The organism is Vibrio sp. V03_P4A6T147, from assembly GCF_002241085.1.
GTDB lineage: Bacteria > Pseudomonadota > Gammaproteobacteria > Enterobacterales > Vibrionaceae > Vibrio > Vibrio anguillarum.
Window position 1 is genome coordinate 1 of record NZ_NDIO01000258.1, and the last position, 18,187, is coordinate 18,187.

The following is an 18,187-nucleotide window of genomic DNA, read 5'->3' on the forward strand; positions in this document are numbered from 1 at the left end:
GTCTTTGTCCTCGTAATGAGAATAAAAGCGCAATCAGCGCCTTATTCTATACTTGATCATAATTTGCTAAGGAGGAAGTGTGGGGCTTGCTATCGACATTCAAACCTTTCTAACAGCCGAAAGTCATTCACTGACTTTACTATTCATCGGCGTAATTTTGCTTTCCTATTTGTTAGAGGATGTCGCTATTGTCACCGCCGCCACACTGGCTTTGCAAAATCTCATGCCCCCCGGCTTGGCGTTGTTGGCTATTTTTGTCGGCATTGTTAGTGGCGATCTCGGTTTGTATTACTTAGGCCAAGTGGCACAACGCGTTCGTCCGCTTCGTTATAAAGCGCTGACCAATAAACATTTTCGAACCGTCCGTCGCAAGCTGCACCATCATACTTTTTTAAATCTGTTTATTATTCGCTTTGTCCCCGGCCTAAGAACGGTGGGTTTTACTTTGAGCGGCTTTTTTTCTATTCCGTTGGCGCTATTTCTGTGCTCCGTACTGACGGCCACAGCGCTGTGGACACTGATCGTTTTTTCAACGCTTTATTACCTAGGGAGTCAGGTTTGGCAACAGTCCTCTCCTTATCAATGGATCATTATTCCTATCGCGGTTGGGCTATTAATGCTCACCAATCGTCTTCTCAACAAATCATTTTCTAAAGGATTGTCATGAACGCCAAATTAGAAATACCTTGTATTGCACATGGCAAAATCAACGCGGGTATGCCGCTTTTAGAGCAAGACACCAAACGCAGCATTTCTCCTTATGAATTTCTGCCCAGTTGGTTTTTCTACACTCCGGTGGTGATTCAAAGCCTGCTGCAAGGGCTGCGTTATGGCAACTGGGGCTTACCCTTAATTGCAAACCCCGGCATCAAGCTCAGCGGCATGGTTGGAGAGTCAAAACACGACATTCTTAATCTAGCCGGTGAATACGCTCAGCAGTGGATATCGCCCTTTATCACCCGAACGAAAAGCCATCAAACCGCTCAGCAGCAAACAGCACAGGCTCTGTCTGCAATGCAACAAGCATCGTTGGATTTCCCTCTTGTCGCTAAACCAGATTTAGGCTGCCGCGGCGTAGGCGTCAAACTGCTGCAAAATGAACAGCAACTGAGTGACTACATTCAATCATTCCCAATTAACGCCCGTTTTTTACTGCAACAAAAAGCGCCGTATCAAGCTGAAGCTGGCGTGTTTTATGTGCGCTATCCCGGTGAGGCTCAAGGCAACATTATTTCCATCACGCTTAAATACGCCCCGTTTGTCACTGGGGATGGCATTCACACTTTAAAGCAGTTAATTGAACGCTGCCCACGCGCAGGGCAACTCCCTCACCTCTATTTTCCTCGCCACCTTGAGAAGCTCGATTGGGTTCTTGCAGCAGGGCAGGAGTTTCAACTCGCCTTTGCGGGCAGCCATAGTCGCGGATCGATTTTCCGCAATGGTAACCGTTACATTACTCGCGCTCTCACCAACAAGCTGGATGAGATTTTTAACAATGTTGACGGGTTTCATTATGGGCGGCTCGATATCAAGTTTGCCAATATTCACCAATTGATGGCTGGAGAACAGTTCACGATTTTGGAAATCAATGGCGCAAGCAGTGAAGCCGCTCATATTTGGGATAGAGAAACACCGCTGCGTGAGATCTTCTCAACCTTACTTAGGCAGTACCGAATCTTATTCGACATTGGCGCGCAGCAGCGAAAGTTAGGCCATCAAACACCCAAAATGGCTGAACTGCTGAACGCTTGGCGCAAAGAAAAAGCCTTAACCGAACACTACCCAAGCACGGATTAACCTTATCCATAAGAACAATCATAGGGATAGAAATATGTTTGCAATCACCACAAGTTCACAACAAAGCGCATCGCAGCCTAATCATTCCCCCGTGATCCAAGGCGGCATTGAAACACTGGAACAAGCGCACCTATTTCTCGAACAGTTAGAAGATAGGCACTACACTCACTTAGCCACGCCAATTGTCGCCAGTTCAGTGGGGCAACATTTTCGTCATTGGTTGGATCTGTTTCATGCGCTGGCTAACTCAACTAGCACTATTGATTACAACCAACGCCGCCGGGGCCACCTCGTTGAGACGTCCCGCGCTGCGGCCTTGGCCGAAATTGAGTATTTAATTCAATGGTTAACGCAGTGCTCGGCCTCACTCCAAAAATCCGTTACGGTACTTGTTGAAACCTCATTGCAGGAAACGCAAGTGTGCTCTCTCTCATCAACATGGGAGCGAGAGTTAAGCTTCGCCACTTTGCATGCACAGCACCATTTTGCGATGGCTAAAGTGGTTGCTCATTTGCTGCATGTAGAAACCGATGCTGCTTTCGGCTTAGCGCCAGCCACGGCCTCCTTCATTCGGGGGCAATAACATGTGCTCAGTTTCTTGGTTACTCGACAAACACGGCTATCATCTGTTTTTTAACCGTGATGAACAAAAAAACCGCCCATTAGCGTTGCCGCCTAAACAATACACGCAAGCTGGTGTTGAAGTGTTGATGCCGATTGATCCTGCCGGTGGAGGCAGTTGGATCAGCCTTAATGAATGCGGTTTGGCTTTGTGCTTGCTCAATAATTACCAAGGTAAAATCCCCCAAGGAGCCGATGCCGAACGCTTAGTGAGCCGCGGTCAATTGCTTAAGCATTTATCCAGTCAAATCAGTGTTGAGAAGGTTATCCAAGCGTTTGCACAGCTCAACCTTCAGCAATTTGCACCATTCACTTTGCTTGCTTTCGACCCTGATTTAACTGATGTACAAGGCAATGTAATGGCTCTGGCGTGGAATGGTGAACAGAGCCAAATTGCGGTGACGCAATCGCCTCTATTTTCATCCAGTGTCGATTTAGAACAGGTGCAACACTACCGCTCGCAGCTCTATCAAGCTTTAATCGCCGAGGAAGATAGTGTGCAACAGCGCCTAAAGTTTCACGCCCACCACCATGTCGCCCATCCACATTGGGCACCCTGTATGCATCGTCAAGATGCGCACACCGTTAGCTTTACCTATTTACGCGTCACACAACAGCAGCAGTATATGACCTATATCTCAGGTTCACCTTGCTTACAGCTCAGTGAGACATCACTCCACCAGCAGCGTAATGAGATCGACAAAACCACGCCTTGGGTCGCCAATTTATGAGGAATCAACAATGAAACGTTTACTAGGACTATTACTGCTGTTTGTCAGCAGCGTGAGCCTCGCTGAGGATGAAATTTACACCAGCTTTCTGAGCAATAAAGCGCTTAGTGGCTATGACACCGTCGCCTACTTCACCAAAGGAGAGCCAGTAAAAGGCTCCTCCGATTTTTCGACCCTTTATAAAAATGCTCAGTGGTATTTTTCTTCAAAAGAGAACCTTGAACTGTTTCTGAATAACCCTAACCAATATGCGCCGCAATATGGCGGCTACTGCGCTTGGGCCGTCTCTGAAAAGAACGATTTTGCTCCGGGAGATCCCAATCAATGGGCGATTGTCGACGACAAGCTCTATCTCAATTACGACAAAAAGATCAAAACATTATGGGATGCCAACCAAGCGGTGCACATCCAACAAGCCGATAAAAATTGGCCCAATTTAATTAAGTAGTAGGAGCCACACCATGACGTTTAAAGCTAGCCAGCATCTCCCCTCACTCTTGATTGCGTTTGTTTTTATTCAATCGCTTGTCTTTAAATTTTCCGGCTCTTACGAAACCAACTATATTTTTGGCACCTTAGGTGCGTGGTCTGGCCTCGGTTGGTTTGCTGTGTATGGCGGGTATTTAATCGGAACGGCTGAACTGATAGCCTCTATTTTGCTGTTTAGCCGCTGGCATGGCCTTGGTGCACTGATGAGCGTCGGCATTATGAGTGGTGCGATTTTCTTTCATTTATTTACGCCTCTTGGCATTGTGATGCCAGAGTTTAACCAAGTAGGAGAAGTGGTCGGCAATGATAGCGGCCTGCTATTTGCGATGGCTTGTCTTGTTTGGTTGTGTGCGGCTTTTTTGGTGCGGCGTGATCTCAAAAACGGTGATGGTTTATTGCACCAGTGGCTGAATAAAGGAGTGTAATTATATGCTAGCCAGTCCTTTTCGTTTACCACGACACACTCCATTTGGCGTCGCAGAATCAATTGTTGAATGGGCCTCTGGGCTTGCAACACTGGATAAACTGTATCAGCAGCGTCCTGCCAAACCCTCTTGCTTTGAGTTTATGCGCTACACGCTAGCGGCACTCAACATCGAATATCGCCTTGCTTTAGGCAGCATCGATAATATTCCACAAACAGGGCCGGTGGTGATCGTCGCTAACCACCCGCTGGGCGCAATTGAAGGGGTGATATTAGCCGATTTAATTGGTTCAGTACGCACCGATATTAAAGTGCTGGCGAATCAGTTGCTAAAGCGCCTGCCTGAAATTAGTGAACTCTTTATCGGTGTCGATGTGTTCAATAGCAAAAGTGCTCGCAGCACCAATGCGCAAGCCATTCGAGATGCGAATCTTCATTTGGCTCAAGGTGGCTTATTGATTATCTTCCCTGCTGGTGAGGTATCTACTTACCCCAAAGGATCGCAAACACTGTCGGATATCGAATGGAGTCAATCCGTCGCCAAATTTGTTAAACGCGCCCAAGCCACCACCGTCCCAATCTTTATTAATGGTAAAAATAGCACTCTGTTTTATCAAGCGGGGCGAATTCATCCACTACTGCGAACGGCATTGCTCGGCCGCGAGCTACTGAATAAGCAGGCGCACAACATTGAAATTTCCATCGGCAATCCCATCCCCTATTCAGAAGTAAAAGCATTTGAACAAGAACGGGACATTGTTCATTATCTGCGTCTCAATACCTATTTAATGAGTGCAACACCTTCCGCAACGCCATCCTCACCAGAATTAGTGACATCGCCCCTTCCTATTATTGATGCGCTTATTGTAGAGAAGCTTGAGCAAGATCTCGCCGCGCTGCCAAGCGAAAGCAAGCTCTTAGAGCAAGGTGATTGGATTGTCTATTGCGCCGCAAGCGAGCAGTTACCCCACATACTGCAAGAGATTGGTCGAATTCGTGAAGAGAGTTTTCGCGCCGTAGGTGAAGGAAGCGGCTTAGCTTGTGATCTTGATGAGTATGATCGCCATTACTACCAGCTCTTTGTTTGGCACAAGAAAGACCGTCAAATTGTTGGAGCTTATCGATTGGGGTTAGTGGATGAACTGATAGCGAAGCAAGGGTTAGCAGGGCTCTATTCCCGTAGCTTATTTCAGTATGATGAAGCCTTCATCAACACACTAGATACCAGTATTGAGCTAGGCCGCTCGGTGGTTTCCTCGAAATACCAGCGCAACCTCAACTCACTGTTAATGCTGTGGAAAGGTATTGCTGCGTTTGTCGCGCGTCATCCACAATACACGCACTTGTTTGGCCCAGTAAGCATTAGCAACGATTACAGCCACTCCGCGCGACAATTAATGGCCGCCACACTCTCTATTCATCATTATGATCATGAAAAGGCAACCTTGGTTTCACCTTCCACTCCACTACGGAGCAATGGGAACACATTTTGGCAAACCAACTTGCTCTCCTCTTTGGCAAGCATTTCTCTGCTGTCGAAAGTGTTAGCAAAAATGGAAAATGGCAAGGGCCTTCCTGTATTGCTGCGCCAATATTTAGGGATGAATGGCAAGCTCGTCTGTTTTAATGTCGACCCCGCGTTTAACAATGCGTTGGATGGCTTAATTGTGGTGAACTTGAAACAAGTTCCGCTGCATACACTGGCAAAATACATGGGTAAGGAGCAGGCCAGCGCTTATTTGAATTCGACACCTTTCAGTTCAAAGCCCTCATAAACGCAAAAGCCAGCGAGTTGTTCGCTGGCTTTAATTCTAAATGAAGGGGCTTATTTTAGAAGGCGTGCTCTAAATTGGCGTCCTTTCATCTTACCGCTTTCCATTTTCTTCAGTGCTTTTTTCGCCACCGATTTATGGACTGCAACGTAGCTGCGCATCGGTAACATGTTAATTTTACCGACATATTGACCGTCAATACCGTCGTTACTGGTCAACGCCCCTAGAATATCTCCCGGGCGTACTTTCTGCTTTTTACCGCCATCAATCTGGATAGTGACCATATTAGCTTGATAAGGCGCGTTGTTTAGCGCACTAGCATCAGGCAATTTAGCAGGTTCGATGGGCATATCCATATATTCATCAATCATCGCCACTCGGTGCATTTCACTGTCACTGAAGAAGCTAAAGGCTAAACCTTTACTGCCCGCTCGGCCAGTACGCCCAATGCGGTGTACGTGCACTTCAGGATCACGTGATAACTCAAAGTTAAATACCGCATCTAAGTTATCGACATCAAGGCCACGTGCCGCCACATCGGTTGCAACTAAAATGGAGATACTTTTATTAGCAAACTGCACCAAAGCTTGGTCACGGTCACGCTGCTCTAAATCACCATGCAGTTCCACCACACTAAAGCCCTTGTGATGTAGATCTTCAGCAACACTTTGTACTTCTTTCTTTGTATTACAGAACACCACGGCAGATTCAGGCTGATGGTGTAAAAGCAGTAGTTCTAACGCGCGATCACGCGCCTCTGTACCCTCTACTTTATAAAAATATTGCTGAATGCTGGACGTATCATGGGTGGATTCAACTTTGACCATTTCAGGCTCACGCATAATCCGCTGCGCAATTTGTTTGATTTGATTTGGGAACGTAGCACTAAACAGCAATGTTTGACGGCTGGTTGGCGTTTCATTGATGATCGCATCCAGCGCTTCTTGGAAACCCATTTCGAGCATTCGGTCCGCTTCATCAAGCACTAACGTATTGAGTTCAGAGAGATCGATACGACCTTTGTCTAAATGGTCAAGAATACGCCCCGGAGTACCAACCAAAATATGTGCACCGTGCTCTAACGAACCAATTTGTGGCCCCATTGGCATGCCGCCACACAAGGTGAGCACTTTTATATTATGAATGGCGCGGCCGAGTGTGCGAATATCCGTTGCGACTTGATCGGCTAACTCCCGCGTTGGGCATAGCACCAAAGCTTGAACGCGAAAACGCTTAACGTTGAGGTTAGATAATACGCCTAAACCAAACGCTGCTGTTTTTCCTGAGCCTGTTTTTCCTTGGCCAATCACATCCTTACCCGCCAAAATGGTTGGCAAGCTTAACGCCTGAATCGGCGTCATCTTGGTGTATCCCAAAGTATCGAGGTTAGAAAGAAGTTCTGGTTGTAGATTTACCGTTGAAAAAGAGAGATTACTCAAGAGACCGTCCTTTCGTTAGACGAAAATTAAACGCCTATTATCGTTATTTAACCTCGTGTGGCTAGTGAATCTTTATTTATCATTCATCAAGTTTGTAGCTCACTCTTAACCTTTGTTAATGAATCATGCACTTAAGCTTGATAGAGTAACAACATCCATTTTTAAAGGGGCACTACGATGATTACTTGGCACTGTCTTTCATTCTCACAATTAACCACTCATCAACTTTATGCGCTACTTAAACTGCGCGTCGATGTCTTTGTGGTCGAACAAACCTGTCCTTACCCTGAATTGGATAATAAGGATATTCAGCTGGGTGTTTTTCATTTAATTGGTGAACAGGATCAGCAGATTGTTGCCTGCGCGCGCTTACTCCCTGCGGGGATTAGCTACCCAAGTGTCAGCATTGGTCGCATTGCAACCCAAAAAGAAGCGAGAGGAAATGGCCTTGGACACCAATTAATGCAGCAAGCATTAGCCGAATGCCAGAAGCTGTGGCCTAATCAAGATATTGAAATTGGTGCACAGCACTATCTTGCTAGCTTCTATCAAAGTTATGGTTTTCAACAAACGTCGGCGATGTATCTAGAAGATGATATCCCGCATATCGACATGCAGCTCAGCAAGTAAATAACCCTCTTGATCAAAGCGTGTTATTTACTACGGCCAAATCCGCCATCTGAGCGCCTGAAAAACATCACTGATTGATCGTTTTTCTCAAGTTGCAGGATATCGAGTTGCCCATCAGCCGCGAGTTTGAAACGAACTAATTGGCCTTGGGTAATTTGGCTGAGCGGTTTGTCACTGCCTTCAATTTTGACTAAGGCATTAAGATCAGACATCGGTAAATCATTTGCCCGAAAAACCTGCGACAAAGTGTCCCCGTTTTTAACCGTGTACTCTCGCCAGAACTCAGATTTACGATCGGTTTGTTGAGGCGTTTTTTGTTCACTCAACCCAACCGTATTAATGCTGATTTCCACACGCTCACTACTTTTCGGTAGAGCGGCCTGCTCTGTTCGCTCAGGAAAAGGAATAATAATGAGCAAACACACTACTGGAACGATCGCTAATAAAGCGCGCTGGTGAAGCTTAGGCAGCGCCAGCCAAACTGTGCGAACACGTAAAATAAGGCCACGCCAATCGAATGCATGCCACTTCTGTTGGATAAACGCTAAATAATCAGTTTGCGGTTTCTTCTTGTGACGACGATTCATCTTAACCCGTCTCCTTTTCTGTCGAGCTACAGTATAAAAACTCAAGAGGGATCAGTATAGAGCCAAGGTGGCGATAACGTAAACGTTGACACAATCTTGAACATTTTTCTTTGGGATCTGCGATTTGTCACAACCTGAAGGTTCAATATTGGATATTTCCCATTAGCATTTCATCCCATGCTTGAAACTGATATCCTTTGGCACTTGTTTATTTACATAAAAAGAGTGACTGTTTATGTCTGAAGTAAAATTTGACACTGTAGAGCAAAAAGCAAGCTACGGTATCGGTCTACAAATGGGCCAACAACTTGCGGGTAGTGGTCTAGAAGGACTTAACGTTGACGCCATCGCCGCAGGTATCGCAACCGCATTAGTAGGCGACATGCCATCAATTGAAATTGATGAAATCAATAATGCACTGCAAGAGTTGCACATGCGTGCAGAATCTCTACGCCAAGAAGCTGCCAAAGCAGCCGCCGCCGACGGTGAAGTATTCTTAACAGATAACGCACTACGCCCTGAAGTGACCGTGCTTGAATCTGGTCTACAGTACGAAATTCTTACAGAAGGTACGGGGGATATCCCGACATCTGACAAGCAAGTACGTGTTCATTACCACGGTGAATTGACTGACGGTACAGTATTTGATAGCTCAGTATCTCGCGGTCAACCAGCTGAATTCCCAGTAACAGGTGTAATCAAAGGTTGGGTAGAAGCACTACAACTGATGCCTGTGGGTTCAAAATGGAAACTCTATATTCCACAAGATCTTGCCTACGGTGAGCGTGGCGCTGGCGCTGCAATTCCTCCTTTTGCAGCTCTAGTATTTGAAGTAGAGCTACTCGATATTCTATAAATAGAATTGATAGTGAGAAGGTTGGCATTCGCTGACCTTTTTTTATTAGTATTTCTTACTTAGCACCTATCAAAAACGACACTACGCATACTTATCTGGTTAGCCCGTGTTCAAAGATAAAATCTACGCATACAAAAAAGCCGAGTATTACTACTCGGCTTTTTTAATTATACGAACTGATTACTCAGCAGCAGCTTCTACAGCTACTTCTGGGCGATCGACAAGCTCAATGTATGCCATTGGAGCTTTATCACCAGTACGGAAACCGCACTTTAGGATACGTGTGTAGCCGCCTTGGCGAGCTGCAAAACGTGGACCTAGTTCGTTAAATAGTTTTGCCACAACTTCGTTATCACGAGTGCGAGCAAATGCTAGACGACGGTTTGCAACACTGTCAGTCTTAGCTAGTGTAATCAAAGGCTCAACGACGCGACGTAGCTCTTTTGCTTTTGGCAAAGTAGTCTTGATAACTTCATGACGTACTAGAGAGCTAGCCATGTTGCTGAACATCGCTTTGCGATGACTGCTGTTGCGGTTGAGTTGACGACCACTCTTACGATGGCGCATGACCTAATCCTTCTAACTAGTATCGATTAATCTTCAGCGATAGACGCTGGCGGCCAGTTCTCTAGGCGCATGCCCAAAGATAGACCACGTGATGCAAGCACGTCTTTAATCTCTGTAAGAGATTTCTTACCAAGGTTTGGCGTTTTAAGTAGCTCAACCTCAGTGCGCTGTACTAGATCACCGATGTAGTGAATCGCTTCTGCTTTCAAACAGTTAGCAGAGCGAACTGTTAGTTCAAGATCGTCTACAGGACGCAGTAGGATTGGATCGAATTCTGGCTTCTCTTCCTTCTCCTCAGGTACACGTACATCACGAAGATCTACGAACGCATCCAATTGTTCAGCAAGAATAGTTGCTGCACGACGGATTGCTTCCTCAGGTTCTAGAGTACCGTTCGTTTCCATATCGATAACGAGCTTATCTAAATCAGTACGTTGTTCTACGCGAGCGGCTTCCACAGAGTAGGCAATTTTGTCTACTGGGCTGTAAGTAGCATCTACAAGTAGACGACCGATTGGACGCTCATCTTCTTCAGTATGGATACGAGCTGAAGCTGGAACATAACCACGACCACGTTCTACTTTGATACGCATAGCGATCTCAGCGTTGTCATCCGTTAGATGACAAATCACGTGCTCAGGGTTAGTGATCTCTACATCACCATCATGGGTGATGTCACCTGCAACAACAGGGCCCGAGCCTGATTTGTTTAGCGTAATGAACACTTCATCTTTGCCTTCGGCAACGCGAACAGCCAAACCTTTTAGGTTCAGAAGGATCTCAAGGATATCTTCTTGAATGCCTTCTTTGGTGCTGTACTCGTGTAGTACGCCTTCAATCTCCACTTCAGTTACAGCACAACCTGGCATTGAAGATAGAAGAATACGGCGAAGTGCATTACCCAGAGTATGGCCGAAACCACGCTCTAACGGCTCAAGAGTTACTTTTGCGTGTGTCGTGCTAATCTGTTCGATATCAACAAGACGTGGCTTAAGAAATTCTGTTACAGAACCCTGCATTGTGTCCTCTCTTTAGTTTAACCTTACTTAGAGTAAAGCTCGACGATCAATTGTTCGTTGATGTCAGCTGACAGGTCAGAACGCTCAGGCATACGCTTGAATGTACCTTCCATTTGGCCGCCATCTACTTCAATCCAAGTTGGTTTTTCGCGTTGTTCAGCAACTTCTAGAGCTGCTTTAATGCGAGATTGCTTTTTAGCTTTCTCACGGATTGCAACAACGTCGTTAACCGCAACATTGAAAGAAGGAACGTTTACAACTTTACCGTTAACTAGGATAGCTTTGTGGCTTACTAGCTGACGTGCTTCTGCGCGAGTAGCGCCAAAGCCCATGCGGTAAACTACGTTATCAAGACGACCTTCAAGAAGCTGAAGTAGGTTTTCACCAGTATTGCCTTTAAGACGTGCAGCTTCTTTGTAGTAGTTACGGAATTGTTTTTCTAGAACGCCATAAATACGACGAACTTTTTGCTTCTCACGAAGCTGAACACCGTACTCAGATAGACGACCGCGACGAGCGCCGTGTACACCTGGTGCGTTGTCAATTTTACACTTGGTATCAATCGCACGAATGCCTGACTTAAGGAACAAGTCAGTACCTTCGCGGCGGCTAAGCTTCAGCTTAGGACCCAAATATCTTGCCATGATCTTTCTCCAATCTTCCTAGAAACGTTATACGCGGCGTTTCTTAGGTGGACGACAACCGTTATGAGGGATTGGTGTCGCATCAACAATGTTAGTGATACGGAAACCAGCAGCGTTCAGCGCGCGAACAGTTGATTCACGACCTGGACCTGGACCCTTAACCATAACCTCTAGGTTCTTAAGGCCGTATTCTTTAGCCATTTCAGCACAACGCTCAGCAGCAACCTGTGCAGCGAACGGAGTAGACTTACGAGAACCGCGGAAACCAGAACCACCAGCAGTTGCCCAAGCTAGGGCATTACCTTGACGGTCTGTGATAGTTACGATTGTGTTATTGAAAGATGCATGGATGTGCGCTACGCCATCAGCAACTTGCTTGCGTACACGCTTACGTGCGCGAGTTGGTTGTTTTGCCATTGTACTCTATACCCTTCCGACTATTTCTTGATCGGTTTACGCGGACCCTTACGGGTACGAGCGTTGGTTTTAGTACGCTGTCCACGTAGTGGTAGACTGCGACGATGACGAAGACCACGGTAACAGCCAAGGTCCATAAGACGCTTGATGTTCATGGAAACTTCACGACGAAGATCACCCTCTACAGTGTATTTAGCTACACCATCACGCAGTAGATCGATCTGCTCTTCAGTTAGTTCACTGATCTTAACACTTTCAGCAATACCCAAATCAGCTAAGATAGCTTTCGAACGGGTCTTACCGATGCCGTAGATTGCAGTTAATGCAATTACAGCATGCTTCTGATCAGGAATGTTAATGCCTGCTATACGGGCCACTATTCACTCCTAGTACTTATATAAGAAATTATCCGCAGCAAAGCCCGTCGAGGATACGCTGCGGCATACTACTTCTTTTGCACACAAAAGGTAGGCCGAGGAATATACTCGACCGACCTTTATATTTCAAGTAAAAATTTCTGCTAATTAGCCTTGGCGCTGCTTGTGCTTTGGCTCACTGCAAATCACGCGAACGACGCCGTTACGCTTGATTACTTTACAGTTACGACAGATTTTTTTAACGGAAGCACGAACTTTCATTGCTAAACTCCGTAAGTGAAATCTGAATTAACGGCCGTAGCCCTTCAGATTTGCTTTTTTCAACACAGAATCATACTGTTGGGACATCATATGAGTCTGTACCTGTGCCATAAAGTCCATAATCACAACCACTACGATAAGTAGTGATGTGCCGCCGAAGTAGAAACGTACGTTCCACGCGACCATCATGAACTCGGGAATCAGACAGATAAAGGTAATGTAGAGAGCACCCGCTAAGGTTAGTCTGGTCATTACTTTATCAATGTATCTCGCTGTCTGCTCACCTGGGCGGATGCCGGGTACGAACGCACCGGACTTCTTCAAGTTATCCGCTGTTTCACGAGGGTTAAACACCAACGCTGTGTAAAAGAAACAGAAGAAAATAATCGCTGCTGCATAAAGCATAACGTACAGAGGTTGACCAGGGCTAAGAGCCAAAGACACATCAGTTAACCAACCGAATGTGCTGCTCTCACCATTTTGACCAAACCACTGAGCTAATGTTCCTGGGAACAAAATAATACTCGATGCAAAAATTGCAGGTATTACACCCGCCATATTAATTTTCAATGGCAAGTGAGTACTTTGCGCTGCAAACACTTTACGACCTTGTTGACGCTTTGCATAGTTAACGACAATACGACGCTGACCACGTTCCATGAAAACAACGAAATAAATTACAGCAAAAGAAAGTACCGCAATTAACAACAGAAGAAGCACATGCAATTCACCTTGACGCGCTTGCTCAATCGTTTGTCCGATTGCCGAAGGCAATCCAGCAACAATACCTGCAAAAATCAAAATGGAAATACCATTTCCTATTCCACGCTCAGTAATTTGTTCACCTAACCACATTAAGAACATGGTGCCAGTTACTAAACTCACGGTAGCAATCAGGGTAAACATGGTTTGGTCGATAACAACCAGATTGTTGACCATGTTTGGTAAGCCTGTTGCGATACCAATAGCTTGGAATATTGCAAGTACAAGCGTGCCATAACGCGTATATTGGCTAATCTTACGACGCCCTGCCTCACCCTCTTTCTTGAGTTCGGCTAACGCTGGATGAACTACAGTTAGCAATTGGACAACAATTGACGCCGAAATATACGGCATGATGCCCAATGCTAAGATAGATGCACGCGAAAGAGCACCACCGGAGAACATGTTAAACATTTCAACGATGGTACCTTTTTGCTGTTCGAACAAATCGGCAAGTACAGCTGCGTCAATACCAGGAATCGGCACAAAAGAACCGGCTCGGAATACTAAAAGTGCACCAATTACGAATAATAAGCGCGACTTTAGCTCACTTAAGCCGCTCTGAGCACTACGAAAATCTTGTCCTGGTTTCTTAGCCATCTGTACCTCGTTCCTCGAGATTATTCCTCGATTTTACCGCCTGCAGCTTCGATTGCAGCTTTAGCGCCTTTAGTCACGCGAAGACCTTTCACAGTCACTGCTTTGCTAATCTCACCAGAAAGAACAACTTTAACATTTTCGATGTTCTTAGTGATTAGGTTAGCTGCTTTCAAGCTGTTTAGATCGACCACGTCACCCGTAACTTTCGCTAGCTCAGCTAGACGAATTTCAGCAGACACTAGGCTCTTACGAGAAGTGAAACCGAATTTAGGTAGACGTTGTTTTAGAGGCATTTGACCGCCTTCAAAACCTGGACGAACTGTACCGCCAGAACGTGACTTTTGACCTTTGTGACCGCGGCCACCTGTTTTACCAAGGCCAGAACCGATACCACGGCCTAGACGCTTAGGAGCGTGCTTAGAACCAGCAGCCGGTGATAGAGTATTCAAACGCATTCTGATTACTCCTCAACTTTAACCATGTAGTAAACCTTGTTGATCATACCGCGTACACACGGTGTATCTTCAAGTTCTACTGTATGGTTGATACGACGAAGGCCTAGACCACGCAAAGTAGCTTTGTGCTTTGGTAGACGACCAATTGAGCTTTTAGTTTGAGTTACTTTAATAGTTGCCATGGTGCTTACTCCGAAATCGCTTCAACAGTGAGACCACGTTTAGCTGCAACCATTTCTGGTGACTTCACATCTACTAGACCAGCAACTGTTGCACGAACAACGTTGATTGGGTTAGTAGAACCGTACGCTTTCGCAAGTACGTTATGTACACCGGCAACTTCTAGTACAGCACGCATCGCACCACCGGCGATAACACCTGTACCTTCTGCAGCTGGCTGCATGTAAACTTTAGAGCCCGAGTGACGACCTTTCACCGCGTGGTGAAGAGTGCCTTCGTTAAGAGCGATAGTAACCATGTTACGACGCGCTTTTTCCATTGCTTTTTGAATCGCTGCAGGTACTTCACGAGCTTTGCCGTATCCGAAACCTACGCGACCATTACCGTCACCAACTACAGTTAGTGCAGTAAAGCTCATGATTCGACCACCTTTAACCGTTTTAGAAACACGGTTAACTGCGATTAATTTTTCTTGCAAATCACTAGCTTGTTGTTGTTCTTTAGCCATCTTCCAACCCTACCTTAGAATTTCAGACCAGCTTCGCGAGCAGATTCTGCTAGCGCCGCTACTCGACCGTGGTATTGGAAACCAGAACGATCAAACGCAACAGCTGATACGCCTTTTTCAAGAGCGCGTTCTGCAATAGCTTTACCTACCGCTTTAGCTGCGTCTACGTTACCGGTGTTCTTAACTAGCTCACGGATCGCTTTTTCTACAGTAGAAGCTGCTGCGATAACCTCAGAGCCGTTTGATGCGATAACCTGAGCGTACACGTGACGAGGAGTACGGTGTACTACTAGGCGAGTTGCACCCAGTTCAGCAATCTTACGACGTGCGCGTGTAGCACGACGGATGCGAGATGCTTTCTTATCCATAGTGTTACCTTACTTCTTCTTAGCTTCTTTACTACGCACATTTTCATCTGCGTAACGGACGCCTTTACCTTTATAAGGTTCTGGCTCACGGTAAGAACGGATGTCAGCCGCAACTTGACCCACTACTTGCTTATCGCAACCAGTTAGGACAATTTCAGTTTGGCTAGGACATTCAGCATTGATACCCGCTGGTAGTTCATGCTCTACAGGGTGTGAGAAGCCTAAAGTAAGACTTACTGAGTTGCCTTTAATAGCAGCACGGTAACCAACACCTTTAAGAACAAGCTTCTTAGTAAAGCCTGCAGTAACACCAACAACCATGTTGTTTACTAGTGCACGAGCAGTACCTGCTTGTGCCCAAGCGTTAGCAACACCTTCACGAGGACCGAAAGTAAGGTTGTTTTCTTCCTGTGCAATAACTACGCCTTTATTCAGGACGCGAGTCAGCTCACCTTTACCACCTTTTACAGTGATTTCTTGGCCGTTTAGTTTCACCTCTACGCCAGCTGGAATAGCGACAGGTGCTTTAGCAACACGAGACATATCCTACTCCTTACGCTACGTAGCAAATGATTTCACCGCCAAGACCTGCTTTGCGAGCAGCACGGTCAGACATCAGACCCTTGGAAGTGGACACCACAGCAACACCCATACCGCCCATCACTGTTGGTAACGCGTCTTTTTTCTTATAAACGCGTAGACCAGGACGTGAAACACGTTGGATTTGCTCGATTACTGGTTTAGCTTGGAAGTACTTAAGAGTAACTTCTAGCTCAGGTTTTACTTCGCCTTCAACAGCGAAATCTGCGATATAACCTTCAGCTTTTAGCAGTGCAGCAATTGCAACTTTAAGCTTTGAAGAAGGCATTTTTACAGCAACTTTATTTGCTGCCTGACCGTTACGAATGCGGGTCAGCATATCCGAAATCGGATCTTGCATGCTCATAAGATTTACTCCAAATGATTAAGTGGCAATTACCAGCTAGCCTTACGAAGTCCAGGAATCTCGCCTTTCATGCAAGCTTCGCGAACTTTGATGCGGCTTAGACCGAACTTACGTAGGAAACCGTGTGGACGACCAGTTTGGTTGCAACGGTTGCGCTGACGTGAAGCACTTGAATCACGTGGAAGAGCTTGCAGTTTAAGAACTGCGTTCCAACGATCTTCTTCAGATGCGTTTACATCGCTGATGGTAGCTTTTAGCATTGCACGCTTTTCTGCGAACTTAGCTACTAGCTTTGCACGTTTTACTTCACGTGCTTTCATTGATTGTTTAGCCATAACAGTAACCCTTCACCTTACTTACGGAATGGGAAGTTAAAGGCAGCCAGCAGAGCACGGCCTTCCTCATCGGTACCAGCAGAAGTCGTGATAGTGATATCAAGACCGCGTACACGATCGACTTTATCGTAGTCGATTTCTGGGAAGATGATTTGCTCGCGAACGCCCATGCTGTAGTTACCGCGTCCGTCAAAAGACTTAGCGCTAACACCACGGAAGTCACGTACACGTGGAAGTGCAATAGAGATTAAACGCTCTAAAAAATCCCACATACGTTCGCCACGCAAGGTTACTTTACAACCAATTGGGTAGCCTTCACGAATTTTGAAACCTGCAACAGATTTACGAGCTTTAGTGATCAGTGGTTTTTGACCAGAGATCGTAGCCATATCAGCTGCTGCATTTTCTAATAGTTTCTTATCGTTGATAGCTTCACCAACGCCCATGTTTAGGGTGATTTTATCAATCCTAGGGACTTGCATGACGCTTGTGTAACCGAACTGTTTGGTCAGTTCAGTCACTACAGACGACTTGTAGTAATCATGCAGTTTCGCCATAGTAGAACTCCAAATTACTTCTAATTAGTTAGAAACGATTTCACCGTTAGATTTGAAGAAACGAACTTTTTTGCCGTCTTCAAAACGGAAACCGATACGGTCCGCTTTACCAGTTGCTGCGTTAAAGATTGCAACGTTAGAAGCATCAATAGCTGCTTCTTGCTCAACGATGCCACCTTGTTGACCTAGAGCCGGAACCGGCTTTTGGTGTTTCTTAACAAGGTTGATACCTTCAACGATAACTTTACCAGTTACGAGAACCTTAGTTACTTTACCTTTCTTGCCTTTATCTTTACCAGCAAGAACGATTACTTCGTCATTACGACGGATTTTAGCTGCCATGTGTGCCGCTCCTTACAGAACTTCAGGTGCTAGTGACACGATTTTCATAAATTTCGCATTGCGAAGTTCACGAGTCACTGGACCAAAGATACGTGTACCGATAGGTTGCTCTGTATTATTGTTCAACAATACGCAAGCATTACGGTCGAAGCGAATGACAGAACCGTCTGGACGACGTACGCCTTTACGGGTGCGAACTACCACCGCCTTCAGTACATCACCTTTTTTAACTTTACCGCGAGGAATTGCTTCCTTCACTGTAACTTTGATGATGTCACCGATATGTGCATAACGGCGGTGAGAGCCACCCAGAACCTTAATACACATTACCTTGCGCGCGCCTGAGTTATCAGCTGCATCAAGTGTACTTTGCATTTGGATCATTGTTAGTGCTCCGCTAAATATTAAAACTAGACCCTCTCGGGTCGGGCTGCCTCTTTAAAAGGGACGCGAATTGTACCACCCTTTCCTAAGATTGGGTAGACAAAAAATAAACGGCTCCA

28 protein-coding genes are annotated in these 18,187 nt (G+C 45.8%); 9 read left to right on the plus strand and 19 right to left on the minus strand.

All coding sequences use genetic code 11. The features are described 5' to 3' along the window. Positions 1–79 precede the first annotated feature (79 nt). The 7 genes from B9J84_RS10110 to B9J84_RS10140 are packed head-to-tail and all read left to right on the plus strand — an operon-like array spanning position 80 to position 5,837. Positions 80–667, plus strand: a complete 588-nt coding sequence (locus B9J84_RS10110) for a DedA family protein (RefSeq protein WP_094124063.1) — start codon at positions 80–82, stop codon at positions 665–667. After that, the gene (locus B9J84_RS10115) at positions 664–1,797 is read left to right on the plus strand and encodes a D-alanine--D-alanine ligase (protein WP_094124064.1); all 1,134 of its coding nucleotides are present in this window, start codon (positions 664–666) and stop codon (positions 1,795–1,797) included. The genes B9J84_RS10110 and B9J84_RS10115 overlap by 4 nt, the downstream gene beginning before the upstream one ends. A 34-nt stretch (positions 1,798–1,831) precedes the next feature. Next, positions 1,832–2,380 carry a hypothetical protein gene (locus B9J84_RS10120; RefSeq protein WP_094124065.1) on the plus strand — a complete coding sequence of 183 codons (549 nt, stop codon included), beginning with the start codon at positions 1,832–1,834 and terminating at the stop codon, positions 2,378–2,380. 1 nt (position 2,381) lies between these two features. Further along, on the plus strand, positions 2,382–3,149 hold the full coding sequence (locus tag B9J84_RS10125; protein ID WP_094124066.1) for an NRDE family protein: 768 nt from the start codon (positions 2,382–2,384) through the stop codon (positions 3,147–3,149). A 10-nt stretch (positions 3,150–3,159) separates the two neighbouring features. Continuing rightward, entirely contained in the window at positions 3,160–3,597 is a 438-nt protein-coding gene (locus tag B9J84_RS10130; protein ID WP_094124067.1) for a YHS domain-containing (seleno)protein, read from the plus strand. Between the two features lie 13 nt (positions 3,598–3,610). After that, positions 3,611–4,063: a hypothetical protein gene (locus tag B9J84_RS10135; RefSeq protein ID WP_013855934.1), complete on the plus strand. Its 453-nt coding sequence runs from the start codon at positions 3,611–3,613 to the stop codon at positions 4,061–4,063. A gap of 4 nt (positions 4,064–4,067) precedes the next feature. Beyond that, positions 4,068–5,837: a lysophospholipid acyltransferase family protein gene (locus tag B9J84_RS10140; protein ID WP_094124068.1), complete on the plus strand. Its 1,770-nt coding sequence runs from the start codon at positions 4,068–4,070 to the stop codon at positions 5,835–5,837. 50 nt (positions 5,838–5,887) lie between these two features. Here the strand turns inward: B9J84_RS10140 and dbpA are convergent, their stop codons facing one another. Further along, positions 5,888–7,273 carry an ATP-dependent RNA helicase DbpA gene (gene dbpA, locus B9J84_RS10145; RefSeq protein ID WP_017042859.1) on the minus strand — a complete coding sequence of 462 codons (1,386 nt, stop codon included), beginning with the start codon at positions 7,271–7,273 and terminating at the stop codon, positions 5,888–5,890. 177 nt (positions 7,274–7,450) lie between these two features. Between dbpA and B9J84_RS10150 the strand changes: the two genes are divergently transcribed. Further along, a complete protein-coding gene (locus B9J84_RS10150) occupies positions 7,451–7,903 on the plus strand; it encodes a GNAT family N-acetyltransferase (RefSeq protein ID WP_094124069.1) in 453 nt (150 codons plus the stop codon). 23 nt (positions 7,904–7,926) lie between these two features. Here the strand turns inward: B9J84_RS10150 and B9J84_RS10155 are convergent, their stop codons facing one another. After that, entirely contained in the window at positions 7,927–8,490 is a 564-nt protein-coding gene (locus tag B9J84_RS10155) for a LysM-like peptidoglycan-binding domain-containing protein (RefSeq protein ID WP_026027801.1), read from the minus strand. A gap of 235 nt (positions 8,491–8,725) precedes the next feature. On the opposite strand from B9J84_RS10155, the gene B9J84_RS10160 reads away from it, so the two are divergent. Continuing rightward, a complete protein-coding gene (locus B9J84_RS10160) occupies positions 8,726–9,346 on the plus strand; it encodes an FKBP-type peptidyl-prolyl cis-trans isomerase (protein WP_010318783.1) in 621 nt (206 codons plus the stop codon). 180 nt (positions 9,347–9,526) lie between these two features. On the opposite strand, the gene rplQ is transcribed toward B9J84_RS10160, so the two are convergent. From rplQ to rplN, 17 genes are all read right to left on the minus strand, one after another. Then, complete coding sequence (gene rplQ, locus B9J84_RS10165) at positions 9,527–9,913, minus strand: 50S ribosomal protein L17 (RefSeq protein WP_017042856.1); 387 nt, start codon at positions 9,911–9,913, stop codon at positions 9,527–9,529. Positions 9,914–9,939: 26 nt separating this feature from the next. After that, on the minus strand, positions 9,940–10,932 hold the full coding sequence (locus B9J84_RS10170) for a DNA-directed RNA polymerase subunit alpha (RefSeq protein ID WP_010318781.1): 993 nt from the start codon (positions 10,930–10,932) through the stop codon (positions 9,940–9,942). Between the two features lie 23 nt (positions 10,933–10,955). Next, positions 10,956–11,576 (minus strand): 30S ribosomal protein S4, encoded by a 621-nt coding sequence (gene rpsD, locus B9J84_RS10175; protein ID WP_013855928.1) that lies wholly within the window; start codon positions 11,574–11,576, stop codon positions 10,956–10,958. Positions 11,577–11,603: 27 nt separating this feature from the next. Continuing rightward, positions 11,604–11,993, minus strand: coding sequence for a 30S ribosomal protein S11 (rpsK, locus tag B9J84_RS10180; RefSeq protein WP_001118870.1), 390 nt, complete (start codon positions 11,991–11,993; stop codon positions 11,604–11,606). Between the two features lie 20 nt (positions 11,994–12,013). Further along, complete coding sequence (gene rpsM / locus B9J84_RS10185) at positions 12,014–12,370, minus strand: 30S ribosomal protein S13 (RefSeq protein ID WP_010318779.1); 357 nt, start codon at positions 12,368–12,370, stop codon at positions 12,014–12,016. Positions 12,371–12,517: 147 nt separating this feature from the next. Then, the gene (gene rpmJ, locus B9J84_RS10190; protein ID WP_000868186.1) at positions 12,518–12,631 is read right to left on the minus strand and encodes a 50S ribosomal protein L36; all 114 of its coding nucleotides are present in this window, start codon (positions 12,629–12,631) and stop codon (positions 12,518–12,520) included. A 27-nt stretch (positions 12,632–12,658) separates the two neighbouring features. Next, positions 12,659–13,993 carry a preprotein translocase subunit SecY gene (secY, locus tag B9J84_RS10195; RefSeq protein ID WP_017046739.1) on the minus strand — a complete coding sequence of 445 codons (1,335 nt, stop codon included), beginning with the start codon at positions 13,991–13,993 and terminating at the stop codon, positions 12,659–12,661. A gap of 20 nt (positions 13,994–14,013) precedes the next feature. Beyond that, the gene (gene rplO / locus B9J84_RS10200) at positions 14,014–14,448 is read right to left on the minus strand and encodes a 50S ribosomal protein L15 (RefSeq protein ID WP_010318777.1); all 435 of its coding nucleotides are present in this window, start codon (positions 14,446–14,448) and stop codon (positions 14,014–14,016) included. A 5-nt stretch (positions 14,449–14,453) separates the two neighbouring features. Continuing rightward, on the minus strand, positions 14,454–14,630 hold the full coding sequence (rpmD, locus tag B9J84_RS10205; RefSeq protein ID WP_004398455.1) for a 50S ribosomal protein L30: 177 nt from the start codon (positions 14,628–14,630) through the stop codon (positions 14,454–14,456). A 5-nt stretch (positions 14,631–14,635) separates the two neighbouring features. Continuing rightward, positions 14,636–15,136, minus strand: a complete 501-nt coding sequence (gene rpsE / locus B9J84_RS10210) for a 30S ribosomal protein S5 (RefSeq protein WP_010318775.1) — start codon at positions 15,134–15,136, stop codon at positions 14,636–14,638. A gap of 14 nt (positions 15,137–15,150) precedes the next feature. After that, positions 15,151–15,504, minus strand: coding sequence for a 50S ribosomal protein L18 (gene rplR, locus B9J84_RS10215; protein ID WP_013855926.1), 354 nt, complete (start codon positions 15,502–15,504; stop codon positions 15,151–15,153). Positions 15,505–15,513: 9 nt separating this feature from the next. Further along, positions 15,514–16,047: a 50S ribosomal protein L6 gene (gene rplF, locus B9J84_RS10220; RefSeq protein WP_010318773.1), complete on the minus strand. Its 534-nt coding sequence runs from the start codon at positions 16,045–16,047 to the stop codon at positions 15,514–15,516. A gap of 10 nt (positions 16,048–16,057) precedes the next feature. After that, complete coding sequence (gene rpsH / locus B9J84_RS10225; RefSeq protein ID WP_010318772.1) at positions 16,058–16,450, minus strand: 30S ribosomal protein S8; 393 nt, start codon at positions 16,448–16,450, stop codon at positions 16,058–16,060. 29 nt (positions 16,451–16,479) lie between these two features. Beyond that, positions 16,480–16,785, minus strand: coding sequence for a 30S ribosomal protein S14 (rpsN, locus tag B9J84_RS10230; RefSeq protein ID WP_010318771.1), 306 nt, complete (start codon positions 16,783–16,785; stop codon positions 16,480–16,482). Between the two features lie 17 nt (positions 16,786–16,802). Next, positions 16,803–17,342, minus strand: a complete 540-nt coding sequence (gene rplE, locus B9J84_RS10235; RefSeq protein ID WP_010318770.1) for a 50S ribosomal protein L5 — start codon at positions 17,340–17,342, stop codon at positions 16,803–16,805. 24 nt (positions 17,343–17,366) lie between these two features. Then, complete coding sequence (gene rplX / locus B9J84_RS10240; RefSeq protein WP_010318769.1) at positions 17,367–17,684, minus strand: 50S ribosomal protein L24; 318 nt, start codon at positions 17,682–17,684, stop codon at positions 17,367–17,369. 12 nt (positions 17,685–17,696) lie between these two features. Further along, positions 17,697–18,068 carry a 50S ribosomal protein L14 gene (rplN, locus tag B9J84_RS10245; protein WP_010318768.1) on the minus strand — a complete coding sequence of 124 codons (372 nt, stop codon included), beginning with the start codon at positions 18,066–18,068 and terminating at the stop codon, positions 17,697–17,699. Between the last annotated feature and the right edge of the window lie 119 nt (positions 18,069–18,187).

Coding starts and splice junctions, on each gene's coding strand:
- B9J84_RS10115 (WP_094124064.1), top strand. CDS start 664: ATGAACGCCAAATTAGAAATACCTTGTATTGCACATGGCAAAATCAAC.
- B9J84_RS10120 (WP_094124065.1), top strand. CDS start 1,832: ATGTTTGCAATCACCACAAGTTCACAACAAAGCGCATCGCAGCCTAAT.
- B9J84_RS10125 (WP_094124066.1), top strand. CDS start 2,382: ATGTGCTCAGTTTCTTGGTTACTCGACAAACACGGCTATCATCTGTTT.
- B9J84_RS10130 (WP_094124067.1), top strand. CDS start 3,160: ATGAAACGTTTACTAGGACTATTACTGCTGTTTGTCAGCAGCGTGAGC.
- B9J84_RS10135 (WP_013855934.1), top strand. CDS start 3,611: ATGACGTTTAAAGCTAGCCAGCATCTCCCCTCACTCTTGATTGCGTTT.
- B9J84_RS10140 (WP_094124068.1), top strand. CDS start 4,068: ATGCTAGCCAGTCCTTTTCGTTTACCACGACACACTCCATTTGGCGTC.
- B9J84_RS10150 (WP_094124069.1), top strand. CDS start 7,451: ATGATTACTTGGCACTGTCTTTCATTCTCACAATTAACCACTCATCAA.
- B9J84_RS10155 (WP_026027801.1), bottom strand. CDS start 8,490: ATGAATCGTCGTCACAAGAAGAAACCGCAAACTGATTATTTAGCGTTT.
- B9J84_RS10160 (WP_010318783.1), top strand. CDS start 8,726: ATGTCTGAAGTAAAATTTGACACTGTAGAGCAAAAAGCAAGCTACGGT.
- rplQ (WP_017042856.1), bottom strand. CDS start 9,913: ATGCGCCATCGTAAGAGTGGTCGTCAACTCAACCGCAACAGCAGTCAT.
- B9J84_RS10170 (WP_010318781.1), bottom strand. CDS start 10,932: ATGCAGGGTTCTGTAACAGAATTTCTTAAGCCACGTCTTGTTGATATC.
- rpsD (WP_013855928.1), bottom strand. CDS start 11,576: ATGGCAAGATATTTGGGTCCTAAGCTGAAGCTTAGCCGCCGCGAAGGT.
- rpsK (WP_001118870.1), bottom strand. CDS start 11,993: ATGGCAAAACAACCAACTCGCGCACGTAAGCGTGTACGCAAGCAAGTT.
- rpmJ (WP_000868186.1), bottom strand. CDS start 12,631: ATGAAAGTTCGTGCTTCCGTTAAAAAAATCTGTCGTAACTGTAAAGTA.
- secY (WP_017046739.1), bottom strand. CDS start 13,993: ATGGCTAAGAAACCAGGACAAGATTTTCGTAGTGCTCAGAGCGGCTTA.
- rplO (WP_010318777.1), bottom strand. CDS start 14,448: ATGCGTTTGAATACTCTATCACCGGCTGCTGGTTCTAAGCACGCTCCT.
- rpmD (WP_004398455.1), bottom strand. CDS start 14,630: ATGGCAACTATTAAAGTAACTCAAACTAAAAGCTCAATTGGTCGTCTA.
- rpsE (WP_010318775.1), bottom strand. CDS start 15,136: ATGGCTAAAGAACAACAACAAGCTAGTGATTTGCAAGAAAAATTAATC.
- rplR (WP_013855926.1), bottom strand. CDS start 15,504: ATGGATAAGAAAGCATCTCGCATCCGTCGTGCTACACGCGCACGTCGT.
- rplF (WP_010318773.1), bottom strand. CDS start 16,047: ATGTCTCGTGTTGCTAAAGCACCTGTCGCTATTCCAGCTGGCGTAGAG.
- rpsH (WP_010318772.1), bottom strand. CDS start 16,450: ATGAGCATGCAAGATCCGATTTCGGATATGCTGACCCGCATTCGTAAC.
- rpsN (WP_010318771.1), bottom strand. CDS start 16,785: ATGGCTAAACAATCAATGAAAGCACGTGAAGTAAAACGTGCAAAGCTA.
- rplE (WP_010318770.1), bottom strand. CDS start 17,342: ATGGCGAAACTGCATGATTACTACAAGTCGTCTGTAGTGACTGAACTG.
- rplX (WP_010318769.1), bottom strand. CDS start 17,684: ATGGCAGCTAAAATCCGTCGTAATGACGAAGTAATCGTTCTTGCTGGT.
- rplN (WP_010318768.1), bottom strand. CDS start 18,068: ATGATCCAAATGCAAAGTACACTTGATGCAGCTGATAACTCAGGCGCG.